At 48.1% G+C, this 19,936-nt stretch carries 10 protein-coding genes; 9 read left to right on the forward strand and 1 reads right to left on the reverse strand.

The annotated features are described in order from the left end of the window. Positions 1-59: 59 nt before the first annotated feature. Positions 60-10,235, reverse strand: coding sequence for a C80 family cysteine peptidase (locus CCS41_RS08980; protein WP_119797502.1), 10,176 nt, complete (start codon positions 10,233-10,235; stop codon positions 60-62). 437 nt (positions 10,236-10,672) lie between these two features. On the opposite strand from CCS41_RS08980, the gene CCS41_RS08985 reads away from it, so the two are divergent. The 9 genes from CCS41_RS08985 to CCS41_RS09025 all read left to right on the forward strand — a co-directional run bounded on the left by CCS41_RS08985 (position 10,673) and on the right by CCS41_RS09025 (position 19,914). Next, complete coding sequence (locus tag CCS41_RS08985) at positions 10,673-10,981, forward strand: hypothetical protein (RefSeq protein WP_119797503.1); 309 nt, start codon at positions 10,673-10,675, stop codon at positions 10,979-10,981. Then, positions 10,939-12,480: a hypothetical protein gene (locus tag CCS41_RS08990; protein WP_205411412.1), complete on the forward strand. Its 1,542-nt coding sequence runs from the start codon at positions 10,939-10,941 to the stop codon at positions 12,478-12,480. The genes CCS41_RS08985 and CCS41_RS08990 overlap by 43 nt, the downstream gene beginning before the upstream one ends. Positions 12,481-12,500: 20 nt before the next feature. Next, positions 12,501-13,250 carry a hypothetical protein gene (locus CCS41_RS08995; protein WP_119797505.1) on the forward strand — a complete coding sequence of 250 codons (750 nt, stop codon included), beginning with the start codon at positions 12,501-12,503 and terminating at the stop codon, positions 13,248-13,250. Positions 13,251-13,289: 39 nt separating this feature from the next. Then, the gene (locus CCS41_RS09000) at positions 13,290-14,447 is read left to right on the forward strand and encodes a P-loop NTPase family protein (RefSeq protein WP_119797506.1); all 1,158 of its coding nucleotides are present in this window, start codon (positions 13,290-13,292) and stop codon (positions 14,445-14,447) included. Between the two features lie 120 nt (positions 14,448-14,567). Beyond that, entirely contained in the window at positions 14,568-15,185 is a 618-nt protein-coding gene (locus CCS41_RS09005) for a hypothetical protein (protein ID WP_119797507.1), read from the forward strand. Further along, positions 15,157-16,914 carry a hypothetical protein gene (locus tag CCS41_RS09010; RefSeq protein WP_162860044.1) on the forward strand — a complete coding sequence of 586 codons (1,758 nt, stop codon included), beginning with the start codon at positions 15,157-15,159 and terminating at the stop codon, positions 16,912-16,914. The genes CCS41_RS09005 and CCS41_RS09010 overlap by 29 nt, the downstream gene beginning before the upstream one ends. Beyond that, positions 16,869-18,470 carry a hypothetical protein gene (locus tag CCS41_RS09015; protein WP_162860045.1) on the forward strand — a complete coding sequence of 534 codons (1,602 nt, stop codon included), beginning with the start codon at positions 16,869-16,871 and terminating at the stop codon, positions 18,468-18,470. The genes CCS41_RS09010 and CCS41_RS09015 overlap by 46 nt, the downstream gene beginning before the upstream one ends. A 14-nt stretch (positions 18,471-18,484) precedes the next feature. After that, positions 18,485-19,276 carry a hypothetical protein gene (locus tag CCS41_RS09020; RefSeq protein ID WP_119797510.1) on the forward strand — a complete coding sequence of 264 codons (792 nt, stop codon included), beginning with the start codon at positions 18,485-18,487 and terminating at the stop codon, positions 19,274-19,276. Continuing rightward, positions 19,273-19,914 (forward strand): FG-GAP repeat domain-containing protein, encoded by a 642-nt coding sequence (locus CCS41_RS09025; RefSeq protein ID WP_119797511.1) that lies wholly within the window; start codon positions 19,273-19,275, stop codon positions 19,912-19,914. Before CCS41_RS09020 ends, CCS41_RS09025 begins: the two co-directional genes overlap by 4 nt. Positions 19,915-19,936: the final 22 nt, after the last annotated feature.

Consider the following 19,936-nt stretch of genomic DNA (forward strand, 5'->3'; position numbering starts at 1 on the left):
GATCACCGGTTGATCACAAAGCTGCCATACCCAAACGAAGTTCAGCCAGGCTGATCAGTTTATGGCACGCTGGCTATAGACGGCGTTAAGCGATGATGGCTCAGAGAAGAATTCAATAAAGTGGGTGTAAATGACGTCTCTATTGGATTGCCGGATAACGCTCCCATCGCTTGAATCAGCCTTTGATAGCCATTACTTTCATTAAAAGTAGGTTTTGTACGTTGTGTGATATCCTCGCGGCTCAGTCGTGTTTCTCCTACCTTGATCAGGTGGATACCATGGGATGGAGATAAGAAGTGATTTTTTACCCGAATACTGTTTTCTCTATCGGACAGCTGTATCAGCAGGTCATTGCCTTCCTGGGTAAACTGCAAATCTTGTGGTGTAATATCTGCGATAAACTTCACCGTATTGTCGCCGTGACTGTCCTCGATAACATCATGGCCATCACCCCGTCGAAAAGTATAGGTATCGTTTCCTTGCCCACCCAGCAGCCAATCATCTCCCTTGCCACCCAAGAGATAATCGTTTCCTTCACCGGCATCGAGCCAATTATTACCCTCACCACCAATGAGTTCGTCTTGTCGCGGGCCACCGCGTAACCAAGTATTGGTTTTTCCTGTATCGATAACTTTATTTTTATCCGTGCCGCCAGCAATGTAGTGGTTTCCTGTTCGGCTAAGCAGTGGTGTGCCAATAACGGGAGACGGTGATCCTGTGTGTAGCGCAGTATTGTAATAGTGGTCAGCGATTGCCTGCATCAGAGTTGCGATACTGTAAGAAGTTCCCGTAACCTCCACTGTCGCCAGTTGAGTTCCCTGGGGTCTGAAGTGATTTTTTAGTTTTATCAGACCGGGTTGCCTTCCCTCTCTCCCCGCAATAACGATATTAAGATGCTCCGCTTTCTTATATAACCAAAGATCAGCCAGTGCGATCCCCTCCAAACGTAACAGGTTTCTCCCCTCGCTATCTTCTATCTCATCTTCGCCATCACCCAAACGATAGAGGTAGGTGTCGTTACCGATACCACCGAACAGACCGTCATTGCCTGTACTGCCATCGAGTATATCGTCACCCGTACCGCCCAATAAGATGTCGTTGCCGGCGCCACCATACAGGCGATCATGTCCAACACCGCCGTCAAGCAGATCGTCTCCAGCCTCCCCTTCCAACCTGTCGTTACCGATACCGCCGAACAGGCGATCGTTTCCTTCTCCCCCATACAGATAGTCATTACCCACTTCGCCAAACAGACTATCATTGCCGCTTAATCCATATAAATGGTCGTCTCCTGCTCCGCCTTCCTGCCAATTGTTTTGCTCATCGCCTCTCATGTCATTATTGGTTGCGTCTCCAACAATGCGTACTGTCGTCGCTAGCAGCTCACTGACGTGATAATCCTGCTGCTCTAGCCTGATGATTTCTAGCTGATGGTCGGTAGAAAGGAAGTGATTTTTCACCGTAATGATGTTTATTGCATCATTTTTATCGCCTGCCTTCGGGGCAATAACAATTTGTAAATCGTTGTGTACTCTACGCAAGAGGATCTGCTGGCGGGTGATCCCAGGCAGCAGCACCAGTGTATCGATGCCTTTGATATCTTCGATCTCATCATCACCGTCGCCGGATTGATACAGGTAAAGATCGCTTCCTGTCCCTCCCGCCAAATGGTCGTTACCTTTATTGCCCTGCAATATATCGTCGTCAGCCCCACCATCCAGTCTATCATTATCACTGCCACCATAGAGCTTGTCATTACCCTCGCCACCATAAAAGGTTTTCTTACCTTCAAAGAGTGCTGGAGCCTGTGGATTTTGTTTGGGATCCCACATCGGATTGCCATTGGCATAGGGAATGACCCGTATTTCATCATCTCCTGCGCTTCCATGGATCGTGCGATTGCCTCGACTTTTGTCGATAATGATGTCGTTACCCCCTAGCGCGTCAAAGGTGTTATTGGGCAGTGTCACCGCCCCCGATAACTCGATAGTATCGCTGCCCTGTGTCGCTTGGATCTCTGACTTTTTTTGCCCAAGATAGGCCTGGCCGTGTTCGTCGATGTCCAAGGCATAATCATTACCATAACGGTCAACCACCACCAAATGCCGATAGCGGGGAGCCGTAAAAAAGAGTTTGATCTTGATTTCAAGGACACCGATACGCTGATCGGGCGTGTTGGCACACAAGATGAGATCATCCTCTTCCCTGCGGAGCCGATTGAATTGATCAATAGAGACGGAGTGTAAGACGATGACATCGGGCGAAAGTGCTGCCTGATCACTGAGGTCGTGCGTGCTCCTGCTAGGGTAACGGGCATCATCGTTATTGATTGTCACCACACGGTGGTTTTTTGCATGATGGGCAATATTATAGATATCTGTGCCCGTCCCCCCTGTTAGCTTGTCGTCACCGTATAAACTGTTGAGGACATTGTTATGTTGATCACCTCTTATGTCATCACTGTGCTCAGTATCCTGCAGACGCAATTGTAGAAAAGGAGGGAGTACCCTTTCTGTGCCATTAACGGTGACGGTGCCTTGGCCGTTAATCTGTTTTAGTTGTATCTGTTCCCCCGCTTCTAATGGCCGACGGAAGAAATCCCGATGGCTTTCGTCCAATTGCGCCACGTATTCCACGGCAATCACAGGCAATCGCCAGTGACCGTCCGCGGGACGCTTGATCACTTTTGGCCATCCCCGATTCTGTTCGCCCTGTGGATCGTAGAGCACAAAGCCGTCATCAGTGCGTAAATTATAGTTAGTTAACAGCTCAAGTTGCAGACCATCAGTGGAAAGTTGATACGCATCCTGTAACAGTAAGGTTGTGTGGCTGCCGTTTTTATTGGTCAACACAAATTGTATTTGATAGCGTCCCTGATCTTGTTCTACTAAAAGGATTGACTCGATGGCATTGACAGAGAATTCTAGTTTTACCACGCTGTATTCTTGGTTTACTTGAGAATTTTTATTAGCATCGTCATCACGTACATAAACTGTGGCATCAATAGCATGTAAATGTTGCTGAATAATATAGGTGTCTATGCCTATGCCGCCTTCTGCTCTGCCATTGGCCAATGCCAAGATATCATTGCCGGCTAGCCCGAGTAATATATCGTGCCCGCCACCTTGTCCACTCAGGTAGTTGGCTTGGTTATTGCCGGTGAAATAATCATTGGATTGAACGTGCCCGATTGCATTCTCAATGTTATGCAGCCGAGCGACACGCTGTTGACGACCAGGGTCGAGGCGGATTTGTCCCCCTTCAATACGGCCACTGACCTCGTTTGCCAGCGAGTTGAGGGTTCCCTCCATAAGATTAACCTGATAACCCCAACCATTGACCGGTTTCCCGGAAAGAATAACCATGTCGCCATCATCTGTTGGCGTATCTTCACCGCCATTCAAGGTACTGATAGCACCGTCGAGAGTATGAGCGCTTAAATAAAAGCGGTCAGCCTGTTGGCCACCGATATAGCGTCCATTCGGCTGTGTCTTAAAGTGATTAGGGCGGTTTTTATATCCCCGCACATCGTCTTTGCCTCCTCGGAGATCCCATACCACCGCGGCATCAGCGCGATGGGAAGCGGACGACCGCGCCACCATACTGACGGTGTTTAAACCAGAGGGTTGATATTGACGTAAAAGCGTCTCTGACAGCGCGTGATATTTTTGTCTATAAAGTGTGTCATGCACCTCTTGGCGAATTTTTTCGAGTGCCTTTTGGTGCAGATTAGCGTAGTGCTCAGCGCGGACAGTGCGGTAAGTTGCTTGTATTTGTGCGCTTTCTGGTCGTTTTCTATATCCATTAATTGCATCACGATGGGCTTTACGGCGATTTTCTTCCTGGTGATAGGCCGTTATTCGCGCTCGTTCCTCATCACCGTGTGTCGGATTGTCACAATGATCCTGATGCGAGAGACATTCTTCAACCTGTGCCTGGTACCAGAGATCCACGGATCTCTCCGTCTTAGCGGCATAATGATCGTTGTAGAAGCGAGTCGTGGCTGCTGCCATTGACTCAGACTCAAATTCTAAACTGGCATAGACCTTAGCATAAAGCTCAGTCTCGATTTCAGCATCGATTTCCTGCAGTTTCAGCGCCTTGGTATACGCCACATAATGATGAGTTTGTGCGTATTCTGCAGCTTGATGGTGAATAGCATCGAGTCTACGTTGGTAGTCATGCTCCCAGCGCACGGCATCAAAAATGTCATCGACGTCCTGCAGTGCCATGGGCTGAAAATAGTATTTATCGCTTTTTTCAACCTCAAACGACACCAAAGTTGTGTCATATTGACGCTCAAAATTGGCCTTAGCCCGCACCATCTCTTCTTGTGTCCCTATTTTCACGGTATTGAAAAGATCGATCGGAAGCATGCCAGAAACGGCCGTTGTGCGTATTGGCCTCATTGTGTGTATCGGCGTGATTTTCAATTTGAAATAATGATGCTCGCTATAATCAAAACGACCTCGACTGTAAAAATAGAACGCACTCTCTGGATCATCGAGCAGAGTATGGTAAGCCCGTTGCTGTAACCATCCGTCAAAATTGAATCGGTCTGTTGGACGTTGCACCGCCTCGGCATAACGCCTTTGTACATCAGCAGTAAACTCTTGCCACCAAAAATTACGCCATCCGTTGGCCCATTTCTCTTCTGTACTCAGTGTGATCTTCTCTTCTAAGCGTTGAATGGCACTGACGGCAGAATGAATTTTCCCTAGCGCCAGCAGTGCGGCACCGAGCACGATACCCACTGGCCCGGCTGCTGCGGCAATGGCGGCGCCCCCGAATAAAAAAGCCGCGGTGACAGTCAGATTGACCACCGCACCCGCCACTGCTAGCCCGCCTTCAATATAAAGCTCTCTTCTACGAGCCGGATCCTTCTCTTTGCTGGCCTGGGTGAACGCCTCTATTGCTGTATGAACATCAAACACCAAGCCACCAGCACTTAAGGCCGCACCTCCCCATTTGATCAGCCCGAGTTTCAGGCCATTTACCGCTATCCCCTTTACCGGCTGTTGGGCAAGCGATCCCGCAACACGACTGAGAAAGGTTTGCAGTGGATCGGCTAGTCCATTGTAGCCAAAACTTGCCCACGCCCAATCTCGCTGGTATTCCAGATCGCGCCTTTCTGTCGGTGTCAAGGTATCACTGGCTAAGGTTTCATGTGACGCCGATAGACCCATGAAGCCATCGACGTAACCAAAAATTTGTGATGCGTAGGACAAGCGATTAATGCCAATATTGAAACGCATCCAGCCAGTGCGCGCTTGATGGTGTAATGCGGGTATCAATTGCGTATCAGCCGGGGCTTGTGGGTCGCGACTGAATTGCAAATGGCGGCCGATCATCTTCAGTAAACGCTGTGCCTCGACAGGCAAACGCGAGTCCCGGTTGAGGGTCAATAGCTCATGATGGACGCCGCTTTCAATACGTTTTAGTAGGCTCAGTACGGTTTTCGCTACTTTGGCATTGGGTGAAAGATTAGCGAAGAAACGTAGCCAAGTACGTGAAGTAAATTTTAATTTGGCAAACAGTTGCCAATCATTAAGGTGCTCAGATGATAGGGGCTGCCCTTGTAAGGTCGCGCCCATCTGGTTGAGCACAGCGATATCGGTGACGGTTAACGGATTTTGCACCACAGACACATAGCGATGTTGCTTGTGATCAAAGGTCAAACTGACTCTAGCATGACGTGCACTCAGCTCTGCCTTACCACCGGACACCAAGTGCCGGTGCCCGATACCCCGCTCAGCCTCCGCTCTGCTGATTTTGATTTCATCTGAATAACCGACGATTTCGGTGGGGACCATGCCGCGTTTAGACAATTCGGGTGCCAGGTCAAACAAAAAGCCGCTTTCATGGTCATGATTGACCAGTGCACAGCTGGTCAGAACCAGTTTACTGACCGCTTGTTCGACGGCATATTGTGTTGCTAGTGTGCTACAGAGCTGTTTGGCGACTTCAGCCAATTCCGCCGCATTGTATCCGGCGAGTGTACGGTTATTGTGTGCATCTTCTTTACCCCCTCGCCCATGACCGACGAAAAACAGATCCAGCTCACCCAGTAAGCTCTGTGGGTCACGGTAGACTAAACGCAGCTTTCCCTGTACATCCCGCTGAAAAATTACCGTTTGTTTAGGATATTTACTGGCCAGATCGCCAGCGGCTCTCAGGCTCTCGGCATCATTTTCCAATTGGATGATAACGCGACTTTTACGCGGCTCCTCACCGCGAGCATCCGCGTTTTCTTGCTGCACCACAGGCCTCGTCCAGCGATCGACCTCATCACGTTGCGGTGAGCCAAGAGCGCGAAGACCCACGCTTGCATCTTCTACCGGGTTTACAGGTGCATCTGCAGTGATATCGTTAAATAAGGGACTAAGCTGCTTTTGAATTTGTTCAGTGACACTCGGGAGCACCTGGGAACCCCGGCTAGCGAGTGGCTGCTTCCATAATGACAAGGTACTACCGTCTGCAAAATGGTAAATGGCTTTACCATAGACGACTCTTTCATTGCGGCCCTTAATAAGAATATTACGTTGCAGAAACGCGCTTTGACCTTCCTGAGGGGGCGGTATTTGTAACTGCACGTGCACAAATGGGTTTTCTCCTTTTTCAATTAATGTCACTTTAGCCGCGATAACATCGCCATTTTCCTGTGTTAAATTAAATTCCTCTCCGTATGTCACTGAAGAAACGCGAGTATTCCTTTCTTTGGTCACTGCACTGGCGGTGAGTAATAACTGAGGAAAATGTGATGTACTGTTAATAACCTCTGCCAATGAGGGGAGATATTTAAATGGGTATATTATCCGGGTCGCGCGAAATTGTTGGAGAGCGGCGCCTTGAGGAGTAGAAGGGTTTAACGGCGTATGAGCATGTTGGGAATAATCAGGAAACTCCAGGTCTAGATTATCAACGCCTGATATTTTCAATACAAAGCGGTTTCTTAGGTCATTATTATCAACTACGGATGTTTCCGATAAAAAATCGTATCTGCTCTCCATGGGGGGTAGATCTTGATAGGCTACCTCTGCGAAGAGCGTTTTACCGGTTGCTGTCTGCACCGTGACTTTTTGACCGATGTCTTGCTCCACCACCTGCCTATTTAAACTCAAAATAGGGCCAAAATCGGTGTCGATGCGTACAACACTGAGAGGTTCAATATTTGGCTTGAGTAAGGGTATAAAGGTGTTTTTAATTATCTCAGTGACCTGTTGAGCAATGAATTCTTTTAACTGTCCATCTCTATATTGGCTATTATCAAAAATTTTCTGCTCTACAATCGTATCCAATGCCCTTTCTGTATTTGTTGTTAATCTAGGTAAAATAACCTCACGAATAACCCTATCAATTTCGGTTATCAGTTGCTCTGACTTTCCTTCGGGAAACTTTTGTGAATACACGAAGGTTTTTAACGATAACGCACCTAGATAAAAGGGTAGCAGGGTTGTTAATTTCCTTATTGCCGCCGCGGCACTGAAAGAAGGGAGAAAAAAATTGTCGATGGTTGCTTGTAAAGCCTTTCTAAGCTCTACACGATAAGCCGGCTGTAACAGTTCATCCAAGGGTAAAGTTTGGGTGATCCTTGCTGTCAAGGCGCCGTTTAGTACTGGAGAGGGGAAAATGGGACTTCCTTGCTCAGTGACGGCAGGTTGACCCGGTTTTATTTGAATTATGCCATTTTCATCGGCTATACGGATAGGTACTGTACTTCCGTCCGCTTTCGGCAAGGTAAATATTCGACCAATGTCTTCTGTAGCGAGAGGCCGATTCATCACCCAACGATCATTACCCGGTGCTTGTATTGGAAAGAGAGGCTGCAGAGGTTCATTCAAGGTGTAGGCCAATAATTTTGTAATAATGGCCGTGTGTGTATCGCCATATATCATAATATGGTTAGGGTCAAAGAGATACTCGTTCAGTGTGCGCTCTATGACCTGATTATTTAACCTGGGTAAAATGATCCTGTTAAGTACCCTGGTTAGCCAACCGTGTAGCTTCAGCTTTTGCTCTGGTGACGATAATATTTCCACTAAAGGTGCTAACTGTGCTAGCGCCGACGCTGTTGAATTAGGCGGCAACAAGCCGCGGATCATGTTAAGAACTAGCTTCAGATCATTAGCATAAGCAGTCGGCTGATTTATTTTTGACACGACAACAGACTTAAGCTTTGTACGATAATTGGCTATCGCAACGTCAAACTCCCCTTGTAACTGGCTGGCTATATCCCCCGTGTCTTGTGGTGGTGTTAACCATTCACGTGCTGGCGAACCGTCCATAAAGGTGTAAATCGCCCGCCCATAGCTCTTTTTACCATTGATAAAAAGGGGAATATTATCTTGTAGTACCCCTTGCTGTTCTAAAGAGGCTCTGGATGTGGTTTTCGGTATTCTCAGCTCGACGAAGGGATTATCCCCTTCGCCAATGGAGATGACTGTTGCCATTGTACCATTTAAAAGTTTCCACTTACTGTAGGCCTCGGATAGGGGGCTTCTTTCCATTGCCCGCTCTATCTTTGTTTCCTCTTCTGTGTTCGCACTTCTACGCCGAATTTGATAGTTCTCCAGAGGCGACTTAACCTGAAAAAAATTTAACTGACCCGTGATGCCAGACAGCTCTAAATGGAAGTACCCACCACGAAGTTGAGGTAATAGACCGACTGCCGTTGTACTCGGCGGATTAAAATGTACTCGAGCAAATGCCGTTGTCCCTCCGGCTAGCGAAACCTTAACCATACTGCCCACATCTGCCAGGCTAAGTGCCCTACTCATGATCAAATCATCGCCTTTACGTTCTATGCTAAGGGGGATAACCGGCTGCGCTAGAGCGGCAGTGAGTAAGATATCCATCGATGCCCTCGCTTGTTCCGCTATAAATTGATCGAGGTTTCTAAAGACATGTTTTTCCTTGCGGATAGTGTCCGCCACTGTCTTTTTCAGTAATTCATCGCTGATCCTAGGGAGTAAAATACGACAGATTTTTTCTGTGCTCTCTATGGGAGGGATTTTTTGTAACGCATATCGCCGTGGATCACCGAGTGGCAATAGCATCGCTAAATGGGAAAAATTGACGTACTGGAGATACTCCCCAATTTTAGCGATGATTTTAGGCTGCAAGGTATCAATCACTGTATCCATCAGTGTTAAATGGCGTGAGATTTCTCTTTTTAACGATCTCTCGGTATGGACAGGAAGCCTATGGTGCTTAAAGGAGAGTTTTGATTGATCAGGGAACAGATAAGAAATGCGACCGTACTTTTCCTCGCCATGCTGTAAAACTGGAATATTACGTTGTAGTACCGCTTCATCTACATCGGATCTGGAGACAGCTACCCTCAGTTTCACCTGTGGATCATCCTCTTCGCCAATGAAGATCACTTCTGCGACAGTGCCGTCTCTGAGAGTGACGGTGTCACCGACTTCTTCTACTGACGCTTTTTTTTCACTGTTTTTAATCATGACGTCATACTGAATATCATCCCCAAAAGGGGAACGGATGTGCTGTAAATGAAGGACGTCGGTAGCAGGGAGGCCAAATATTTCTAATGTAAATTGCCGATCGGTATCATCAAAACCGACCTGAGCAAAGACGTGTTCGCCATTTATCGTTGGAATTTTAACCATGCCGCCAACGTCTTCTCTACTAAAATAGCGATTTGCTTTCCAGGTTGTCCCTTCTCGTTCTATTACCAGGGGAACGAGAGGCTTATTCAGTAATCTGCCGAAGGCCCTTCTTATGATCTCAGGTGCCTGAGTGCTTATCGATGCTTCATCAGCACCATCCTGGTTAATTTGTTGTGCCATCTCTAAAAAAAAAGGGTCACTTAATCTCGGTAACAGAATGAACCTAATCACCTCGTCAAGCTTGGCACGTATTTTCACTTCATTCTCTGGAGAGATCCTCAGATCGGTTTGCCAGGGAATAGGGGGCTGCCAGGGAATGGGAATAGCATCAAGACCCAATACAGGCTGTGCCTGCTGAGGCGGCTGAGGAAATAACGGCGTAAGAAGGTTGACTTCTGGGCTATCGGGTAGTAGGGCGGTGATAATTTCAGTGATGGAGCCGAGTGAGTGTGATTGTTGTAAAATACCGGTAAAAATAGTAATAATATTTTGTTCAATGGGGGTTCTTATCCTGCTCGGGCCTGCGATTGCAGCCGCAGTTGAGTCTGTTTCATTTGCATCTACTTTTCTTCTTTTTGCTGGAGGAACTACTGAATTTTCTACCATGATCTATTTATAAATGCATTCCCTTTGCGAATAGACTTCCGCACTCTTTCCGCATTTATCCTTAAATTTGAAAGTTATTTTTAATGCCGGAGTAATATAATATCTGCGTTACGGGGAGCTAGCAATCCTCATGTACTCGCATAGACACCACGGTTTCTGCCCGCAAAGCGCCTTGGCTCCGCATAACAAACGACGGTTTTGCAAGAAGTCTATTTAATGAAAATAATAAATTTTAATAAATAATCCAAATGAGTTTGAGTTATATTTTTTCCATTGACTCAATGTTTAACTAATTTTATCTCTGAGTTCGTGCCTGAGAGGCATTGCGTTTCCTTTTTAAATCCGTCTCAGGTTAAATAAAATTACTCTTCACATTATAAGGATGAATGCTGAAAGTGTGTGTGTGTACGCAAACGGAATGTATTCGCAGATAAACTATGAAAAAAGCGTTGGCCTCTTTTTTAGGAATACGAGTAAAAAAAAATAAAACTGTGTTGGTTGCAGAGAGCAGCACCGAGGGTGGGTACAGTAACAGTGTGGTGGAAAGCCTACCCGAAGCCGGTTCTAGCGGTACGGCAATCGTTGGTGAAAATAGAACTAAATTTATCGCTATCTTTACTGAGATTTTGCTAGACCCCAACAGCTCGGCTCCACGGCAGAGATCATCACCAGCCTGTTGCCTGATAGCCCACAAGCAAAGGAAATGGGAAGATTACTTCTCATCGAAAAGCAAGGCACTCGCGTGAGTCAGAGAGGAAGCGTGACTGATCAGTCCGCTATCCGTTATGACAGCCTCCCGCAAGAAACCGTAGAGCACCTTCGAACCCAAGTTAACAGTATCATCCGGTCTATCATCTTACCGCGCATCAACGAGACACAGCTGCAAGAGGTGATAAGGCAAGTCAGCGTGGAGGGAGAATGGGATGAAGCAGCCCTCAGAAGCCGCTCAGCTGAAATCATTCGTAGCTCATTAGCAACATGGCTGAATCAGTCTCCTCTTCCTCTACAAATAATACGCAAAGAAAGTACCTGGCAAATCAACCGGTGTTTGACTCAACAAGATATTGGTAGCCTGGTTGCATTTCCGATAAAAAGCGGAAAAATCTTACTAGCACGTGTGGTCTTTGAGAATGAACAATTTCGTTTAAAATTATCCGGTGTTAATCAGGAGGAATACCTCACCACTGCAACCGTACAGCCTCCCTTATTAACGACACCATACCCCATAAAAATGATAAAAAATGGACAAAAAGAGCCGATACTAAGAATTGGGCACGCATTGAGTCTTGCGTTAGAAACGGATGTGACTGCCTTTTCAATAACAGTCAGGGTTGTCTCAATTGAAAAAGTGGTGGGGAAAAATCCGTTAGTGCGATTAGAGATACCTTACCTATTCGATAATCAGCAAGCATCGTTACCTGCCCATGTTGCTATTTTACAAGATGGCAAAGAAACCTACGGCGAAGTGATTTATCAATTTCCCGATAAATCTGAATTCTCTCCCCTGGCACCGGTCTCTCATACCAAGTCCGAGGAAACAACCCTATCTGCTACACAACATATTACAGAACAGTTACAACTGGACACTATTTTAAAACGTTTTCACATAACATCTGCGGTTGTCCGCAAGATTTTACGGCCTCCTGTAGATAGCGCGACCATCGCAGCCATGATCGCCGGCCTGCAACCACAGAGTTTAACCGTGCCAACGCTGGTTGATGCAATTAACTTAATGAGTGTGCAACAGAAAGAAAGTCTGGCAAAACAAGTTTATGATATTGCCAGTGATAGTGTTTTGCTCCGAGCCGATAGACGCTTATTAAATGAAACACTGGATCAGCATGCCGCTGATTTTAATCAACCCATGAATAGGTCAAATGAGCAATTTATTGACCAACAGGCCAATAAGATCATTAGGATATTATTCACCAAAGCGCTCAATGAACCCCTTATCCCCCTTCGTATCAGCCTCTCAAAAGATGAAACCTATTGGCAAACCAATCGCCATTTTACGCAACAAGATCTGGGTAGCATGGTGCAGGTGACAACAAAAAAAGGTAAAACCGTTTTTGCACGTATTGCTAGAGATGACAGAGACACGGCTTTGCCTGCTAATAAGGCCCGTATTGAATTAAGAATTTCAGGTGTTAACGCGGATACTGTTAAAGAGTTGAACGACAGTAGCCGAATAGTACAAAAAATACGATCAGATTTCGTGGATAGCGATCACGTCCCCGCCCAGTAGAGGTATTAGATTGTATACGAATGAGAGAAAGCCTTGTAGTAGAAGACAAGGCGGTCACTCAAGGAGAGACATTTACATTTAAATTAACAGAAAGCAAAAGTATCCAGATAGAAGTCTCTTCAATCGGCGACCACGAAAAAAATCCATTTGTGCGTTTGAAGACGCCAATCCTATCCGCTGATGAAAAAATCTGGTTACAACGCAATATTCTCGTGATGCACAACGGAGAAGAGATCTACGGGCGGGCCATTTACCAATTTCCAGACGGTAGCGAATTATCTTTCTGGGATCCGCGGCCACCGGTTAACAGCGAGCAGTCATTGGAAACAGAGATCGAAAGCCGTCTTAATATGACTGATTGGATGATAAAATCTCACGTCTCCTCTATCGTTCAACAGATTCAAAAAACGCTACAGGATCCTGCGACTTTGCTTGGCAAATTACTGCCAAATGCCAACCATACGAAACTACTAAGGTTGCAACAATTAATTAACGTTAAACAGCTGACTGTACGGATAACACAACCCCTGTTAGCTAAAATTTATCACCTGATGCAGAACATTATCGCGCCACTAATTGATACCGGATCCTTAGAAAAAAGGGTAGAGCAAAACGCCCTGCAAGCGAAAGCCTCGTACTTGCCTGAAGAAAGCGCACAATTTATTCAGCAACAAGCCACTCACTTTATCAACGGGATATTAACTGATCCACTCCATTCCCCTCTTTCACCCCTTTCCCCGTTACAAGTCACCAAAAAAGAGACTCATTGACAAATCAATCGTAATTTTAGCATCAATGATATAGGTACTATGGTAGCTATCCCACTGCTTGATGAGAAAACGGTATTTGCACGAATAAATTTTAATAACCTAACACAGCGTTTCACGCTACGCATATCAGGTGTCCCAAATTGGAATGATTTTGGAAGCCTGAGACAAAAACTTCGGCCCTCCTTCGGTGAAGAATATCTGCTAGAAAGAAGAGAGGGAGTCTCAGAAAAAGAAATAAAAAAAGTAGGGGATACTTTTACGCTGTTCGGTGGCACTAAAGCACAAGTCGACTCAATAGGTAAAGGAAAGAACCCCTTTGTTACGCTCAAGGTGCCAAAACTTAGAGCTGATCTGGAAATTGCAGGGGTACTACAACGAAATATTTCCATTAATCTCAATGGAAGAAAAGACTACGGGCGTGTTATCTACCAATTTTCCGATAACACTCAATTATCTTTTTGGGATCAGGATCAACAACAACCGGTTGTTGAGACAATGGCCTCTCTGACAGAGCAGCTAACAGCGGAAGCAAACAAGGTTTTAACCCGTTTTCGTTCAACACTTTGGTTCACGATCATTGACGCCATTCGACCTTCTGATTTCCGGCAAAGCACGCATTTAGCCGTAAATATGCTGGCTGGCATGTTACCCCTTGATATGCCAGCATTAGTATTGGCAAACTCGCGGAGTTTAACCGATTCTTTTCCAGAAGAAACCATCCTACTAAAAGAGAAGATTGATGAAATAGTCCAAAGGCTGATGTTACCCAGGCTAAAGGCGAAGCTATTAACCAGTGCACTGGATGACTATTTTTCGGATAGTGATACAACGAAACCCGCGCGGCCGGAGCAAGTGTTCCTTGACCAAGAAGTGGCGAAAATTGTTAGAAAATTATTCACAAAAGCCATGAATGAGCCGCTTATCCCCCTCAATATAGAACGACAAAAGGGGGTTTTACAAGCCAATCGGCATTTTTCCCAAGAAGATATTGGTCATATGGTGGCCCTGCCAGGGGGCGATGGCAACAGTCAATTTGCTCAGGTAATATACGAAAATAATCGATTTAGCTTAAAAGTCTCTGGTGCCGCTCCGAGCATGGCTGCCCAACCTCAGGCAAATATTGCTATCAGTGTGCCCTTTATAAAAGTTAGCTACCCCGTATTGATGGAAGAAACACGGCAATCGGCAGTGATATAACAGGAAGGACAAAAGTTAAACATTGGCATCACCAGACAAGATCAAAACGGTAATGCTCTCCCCTTTGCAATCAAGGCAGAGGTTATCTCAATCGGTTCCGAAGAAAATCCACTCGTACAGTTGAGGGCATATCCCCAATCAGAAAGTGATAAAAATTTATTACAACGTATGATTACTGTGCAGCAAAATGGCAGAGAAATCAGCCGAAGGGTCCATTATCTCTTTGCCGATGGTACAGAGTCATCTTTCTGGAACAAGGCTGAGCCTGCCACCACAGCGACAGTGTTAACAGAAAAGATCAGAGAGTCTTTACAACTGGAGACTTTTTTGAAGCAGGCTCATACCCATCTTTTCAAGCTGAAAGTTCTCGAAAAAATTGCAAATATTTTACAGCCCTCCACAGACACCGCTTCCGCCGTGGATAAACTCATCACGCTATTTCCGTTTAACTTACAAATAGTAGGACTCAAACCGTTACTCAATTCGGGGCGAGTGTCTGCTGATCTGAGTCAGCAACTCAAATCCCAGATTGATACTATTTTCAGCGAGGTCATCCCACTGAGGTTAACCCAAAGTACGGAAGATGCATTCAACAACATGGTGAATCAATATACACCCGATTATGCACAATATGACAGTGAGCAGCGGGAAAACGCGATTAACCAACAGGCGAAGGTCATTATTCAACAACTCTTGGTCGCCTCATTGAGTGATTCTGTGCCCCCCCCTTCGTATTGAACGGCAAGGAAACCAGTTAACATTAAATCGGCGTTTTACTCAGCAAGACATTGATCGCATGATTACCGTACCCACGGCGACCGGCAAACGAGTTTTTGCACGTATAGCGAGTACGCCTGATGGAAATTTTGAACTGGCCATATCAGGTGTCGATGATCGTGTCATCGAATTCCCTCGTACCAGGATATCAGTCCCTTTATTAAAAGATCCGTACCGGATAAATACCAGGGCAGGCCATATAGGGGGAGTAGTAAACCAGGGAGCAGAGTTCAACATTCGATTAAACAGTGAGCGCACTATAAGAGCAAAAGTTATTTCGCTTGGAGACGAAAAAGACTCTCGTGTGCTGATAAAAATCCCTAACCTGTCTATGGATGAAAGAAAATCGTTACAACGCAATGTTCTCGTTATGAAAAATGAGGTAGAAACGTATAGCGGGATCCGTTACCAATTTGCGGACGGTACCGAGTTCTCCTACCCGTATCCGCCTACCGCTGAAGAAACACTTGCCCCTTCTGATAGCATGACAAAACCTATGGCAAGGCAAATTCTAGAAAACCTCAATCCCGTTTTGCAAAAATTATTAACCCTTTCAGACTCCCGCGATTATAGCCCTGTCGGGCAAGAGAACGCTGATGGCGGAACAAGAGTGACCGATAACGTCGCCCGAGTGAGTGATCAACCCGTCAGGCATCGCTTTTATGCTCATGAAATAGCGGTGATCGATCCGCAGGATGAAGAGGCGATGACGGCGGCTTGTCGATGGTTAAGAGAGGATCCAACACATAGGGAGATTAGCGATATAAATTACCACCGCTATTCACCGAATGGCAATCCCGTGGAAGGAGAGGAGGCAGAGTCAGCACGTCAAACGCTGAGACAAAAAATATCGTCTTTACTGGCTGAGCAACAAGTGCGGATACTTTTTGTGGGGGAAACCCAGTCGTTTTCATCGCCCGAGACTCGGCAAAGGATTGGTCGTTTTATTAATCCACTGGTAACCGATGTGGTTAATGTCGCCCATTTACAGGTGGCATTGGGTAAAATTATTTACGGAAACAGTCAACCTCATACCGAAGTCGCTATTGATTATACTGCGCCACTTGCTGTTTCCGCTGAGGGCGCTATCCAGGTGCAACCGCTTGTTCTACAACCTAGCGTACCTCGTCCAAGGGGCCTACCCGGAGGAAATAGCGCCTATGCTGATCCCCTGTCTTCAATCCCGCTTCCTTCTCCCGTGGTGGATCGTACCGATCTCACTACCCGACTGCAGCGGGTTATCGCACTCATGGAGGCGCTGCACGCCAATACGTTAACCCTCGATACGCTGGATGCCCAGCAACGTCTTGACCTGGCCGATTTTTTCCCTGATGCCGACGGCGCCTTTGATGAAAGGAAGATCTCTGCCTTCACCACTGACGCGCGCCATTTTTCCCGCTGGCATAACGATGTAAAACAGCTGTTGCAATTACCGGATACCCATGCTCAGCTCGCTCACTTGACGGGTGAACACGCGTTGGCGCGCAGTCAAGAATGGAACAGGCAGCAAATCAGTGCTATCACGGCATGGAAAGGCGTTGAGGCCGAACAGGGCGTCAACGTGCAGCTCGCGCCACAGGCGTTATTTATCGAGGACAATAGCCGGTACGCACAGGCGGCGGCCACTGCCACAGGACTTGCCGGTTGGATGCACAAACACAAGGCGGGCAGGCCAGTGAGCATTACCTGAAGGGCCTCAATACTTACGCCACGCTCAACGAGCTGCGCGCTCAGGATCCCCTTTCTGACAATGACGTCAAGCAAGTGCAACAATTCCGCCGGCTGTTCGAGGGGTTGCTCGCGACACCTGACGCGCATCCCTCGATTTTTGGCCGACAACCGTTGCCCGTGACGCACGCGGATATGACGCCCGGCCAGTATCTATTAAAAATCGATCAGCAAATCCTGGCGCTTTCTGTCAAAGAGAACGGCCACTTTACGCTTTATCACCCCAATGTAGGCGCGATGCACATCACGGGGGCGGATGTCAGTCAAAACCGACGGGTACTTGAGACGACCTTGCGTCACCACATGGCGCCCTCCACGGCAGTCACCTTGTACAAAGTCGATCTGACCGCCGCCCGTGCGCAATTCTCGGGGCTAAGGCAACTGCAGACGCTACTCGGCGAGTATAAACCCGAAGCACAACGCCTGGCCGCTGCCCCTGATATTACCCTGAGCGCGGTCCCGATAGCCGTCGTGGTACTCGATAAAATGGGGGCCCGCATCGACGGTAAGCCCTTTTCAGTCGATCATCTCCAACGCCTCTCACCACAACAGGTGGCGGAGCAACTGCGTTTTGATGCCCAAAAATTGGCGCGTTATCTGCACCAGGCTGATTACAGTACCGTTGAAGCACAACAGGCCGTGCGTTTCCTCCGGCAGCAAATACCGGCGGAAGGCAGTATGGAAAATCGCCTCATCGACAGCGGCAATCCCGCCGCAAAAGCCAGTGTGCTGGCGCAGCTGGATGCGATCCGACAGCAGGTGACCTTCAGGCCACAGCCGACGGCGGGCAGCCAGGCGACCAAGCTGGTGTTAGACATTGCACCAACACTGGGCGACACGCTAAAAAGCGTGCCGATAGCCGGCAGGGCGCGTCTGCAGCGCTTTACCAGCCGCGCGGGCGGCACCATGCAAGGCTACGGCTACCTGCGTTCATTGAGCGATCTAACCAAATATAACCGGCGACTGCAAAATCAATCCTTACCCCCCGCACAAAGAGAACAGCTGACACGAGAAAGGGATATGGCCCTGTTTGCACTGAGTTCCAACATGGCGATTGATCTCACCCAAGAGGGGCTCGGCATTTGGGGCAGTCGTCTGACCCAGATGGGCCTGCAGTCAGGCTTCAAACTGCAGTTGGCTCGCTTTGGCGGCCCGGCGCTCGGCGTCTTATCCAGCGGTTTTGACTTCTACATGGAAAATCGCCTCATCGACAGCGGCAATCCCGCCGCAAAAGCCAGTGTGCTGGCGCAGCTGGATGCGATCCGACAGCAGGTGACCTTCAGGCCACAGCCGACGGCGGGCAGCCAGGCGACCAAGCTGGTGTTAGACATTGCACCAACACTGGGCGACACGCTAAAAAGCGTGCCGATAGCCGGCAGGGCGCGTCTGCAGCGCTTTACCAGCCGCGCGGGCGGCACCATGCAAGGCTACGGCTACCTGCGTTCATTGAGCGATCTAACCAAATATAACCGGCGACTGCAAAATCAATCCTTACCCCCGCACAAAGAGAACAGCTGACACGAGAAAGGGATATGGCCCTGTTTGCACTGAGTTCCAACATGGCGATTGATCTCACCCAAGAGGGGCTCGGCATTTGGGGCAGTCGTCTGACCCAGATGGGCCTGCAGTCAGGCTTCAAACTGCAGTTGGCTCGCTTTGGCGGCCCGGCGCTCGGCGTCTTATCCAGCGGTTTTGACTTCTACCAGGCATTCCGTGCTTTCAGTCAGCTCGCCACCACCACCGATCCGACATTGCGCCAAGATTTGATCGTCGAAGGGTCTTTATCGCTCACCGGCGCGCTGGTAAGCATCGGCGTCCCCCTTGCTTTTGCGCTTGGCGGCGCCGCCGCCGCGGTAGCCGGCCCGGTGGGATTGGCCTTCGGGGCAGCGCTGCTCTTAGCTGGCGGCATTTATTCGGCAGTCCGTGAAGTGGACGAGATCAAAAAAATCGTCAAATTAGACGGGTGGGAAACCTTTCAAGCTGGGGTATTGGCCTTTACCGGGCAAGATCAGACGCCGGAGGTGGAAAACCAGGTAACGGCCTACCAGCTAAAAGAGGAGGCAGAGGAAGCACTGACCGCCCGATTGGAACAGGCTGCTAAAACCGTATTACGGGCTAACATCAACATTGAGACCCTGTACCTCAGCCGAGGGGTCGTCAAGCTGAACCCCCTCCCTTATCGGCGGATCGTGGCGACAGACATCGCCAAGGGCGAGCACATCATACGTGACCGCATCCCCCGACAGCAATACCGTCATCAGACGCCATGCAACAAGAGGCGGCCAGCTACGCCATGCGGTATAGCAGAGGAAACAGGGTATTGACCTTCCAACAAAGCGAAGGGAAAGCCGTCGTGAGACTGGAAGAATATTCACTAAACTACTACCTGCCTTACGCGGAGGGGGTCGACGAGGTCGTTGATCTGAATGATGAGGACGCGCGTCTGCCCGCGACCGTGCTAAAAAAACCCTTTATCGGCGCGGACCAGCCGGTAGGGTCCTTTGTTGCGACGGCCGATCACCCCTTGCCCACGGTGAGCTTGAATCCCTTACAAAATGATACGCGCGCAATCAGTATCGATATTGACCATGATGGTCACCGTGAGCTCGCCTTTTATTCTATTGATGGGTTCTATTTCCTAAAATCTGATGGGAAAGGCGGTTATGGGACTCAACAGCGTATCGATAGCATCGTGCCGCTGATCTGGCCGACAATAAGAACGACGGTCGGGGATATCAACGGGGATGGATGGGACGATATGGTGGCCGTCGGCGACAGTAGCGACCCGGTACAGATTTTTTTAGCCCATAAAAACGGGGCCTTTGCCCGTCGCGAGCAATCAAACGGCCTGCAGCGGTCATTTTTAAGTGACGCCCCCCGGTGTTACTGGACGTGGATAAAGACGGCCGGGCGGATTTTGTGTCATTTACACGAGACGTTAGCCGCGACAGCAGCGGGCTAGGCCATGTCAACATCAGTTATGG

This window comes from Candidatus Fukatsuia symbiotica (assembly GCF_003122425.1).
Taxonomy (GTDB): Bacteria; Pseudomonadota; Gammaproteobacteria; order Enterobacterales; family Enterobacteriaceae; genus Fukatsuia; species Fukatsuia symbiotica.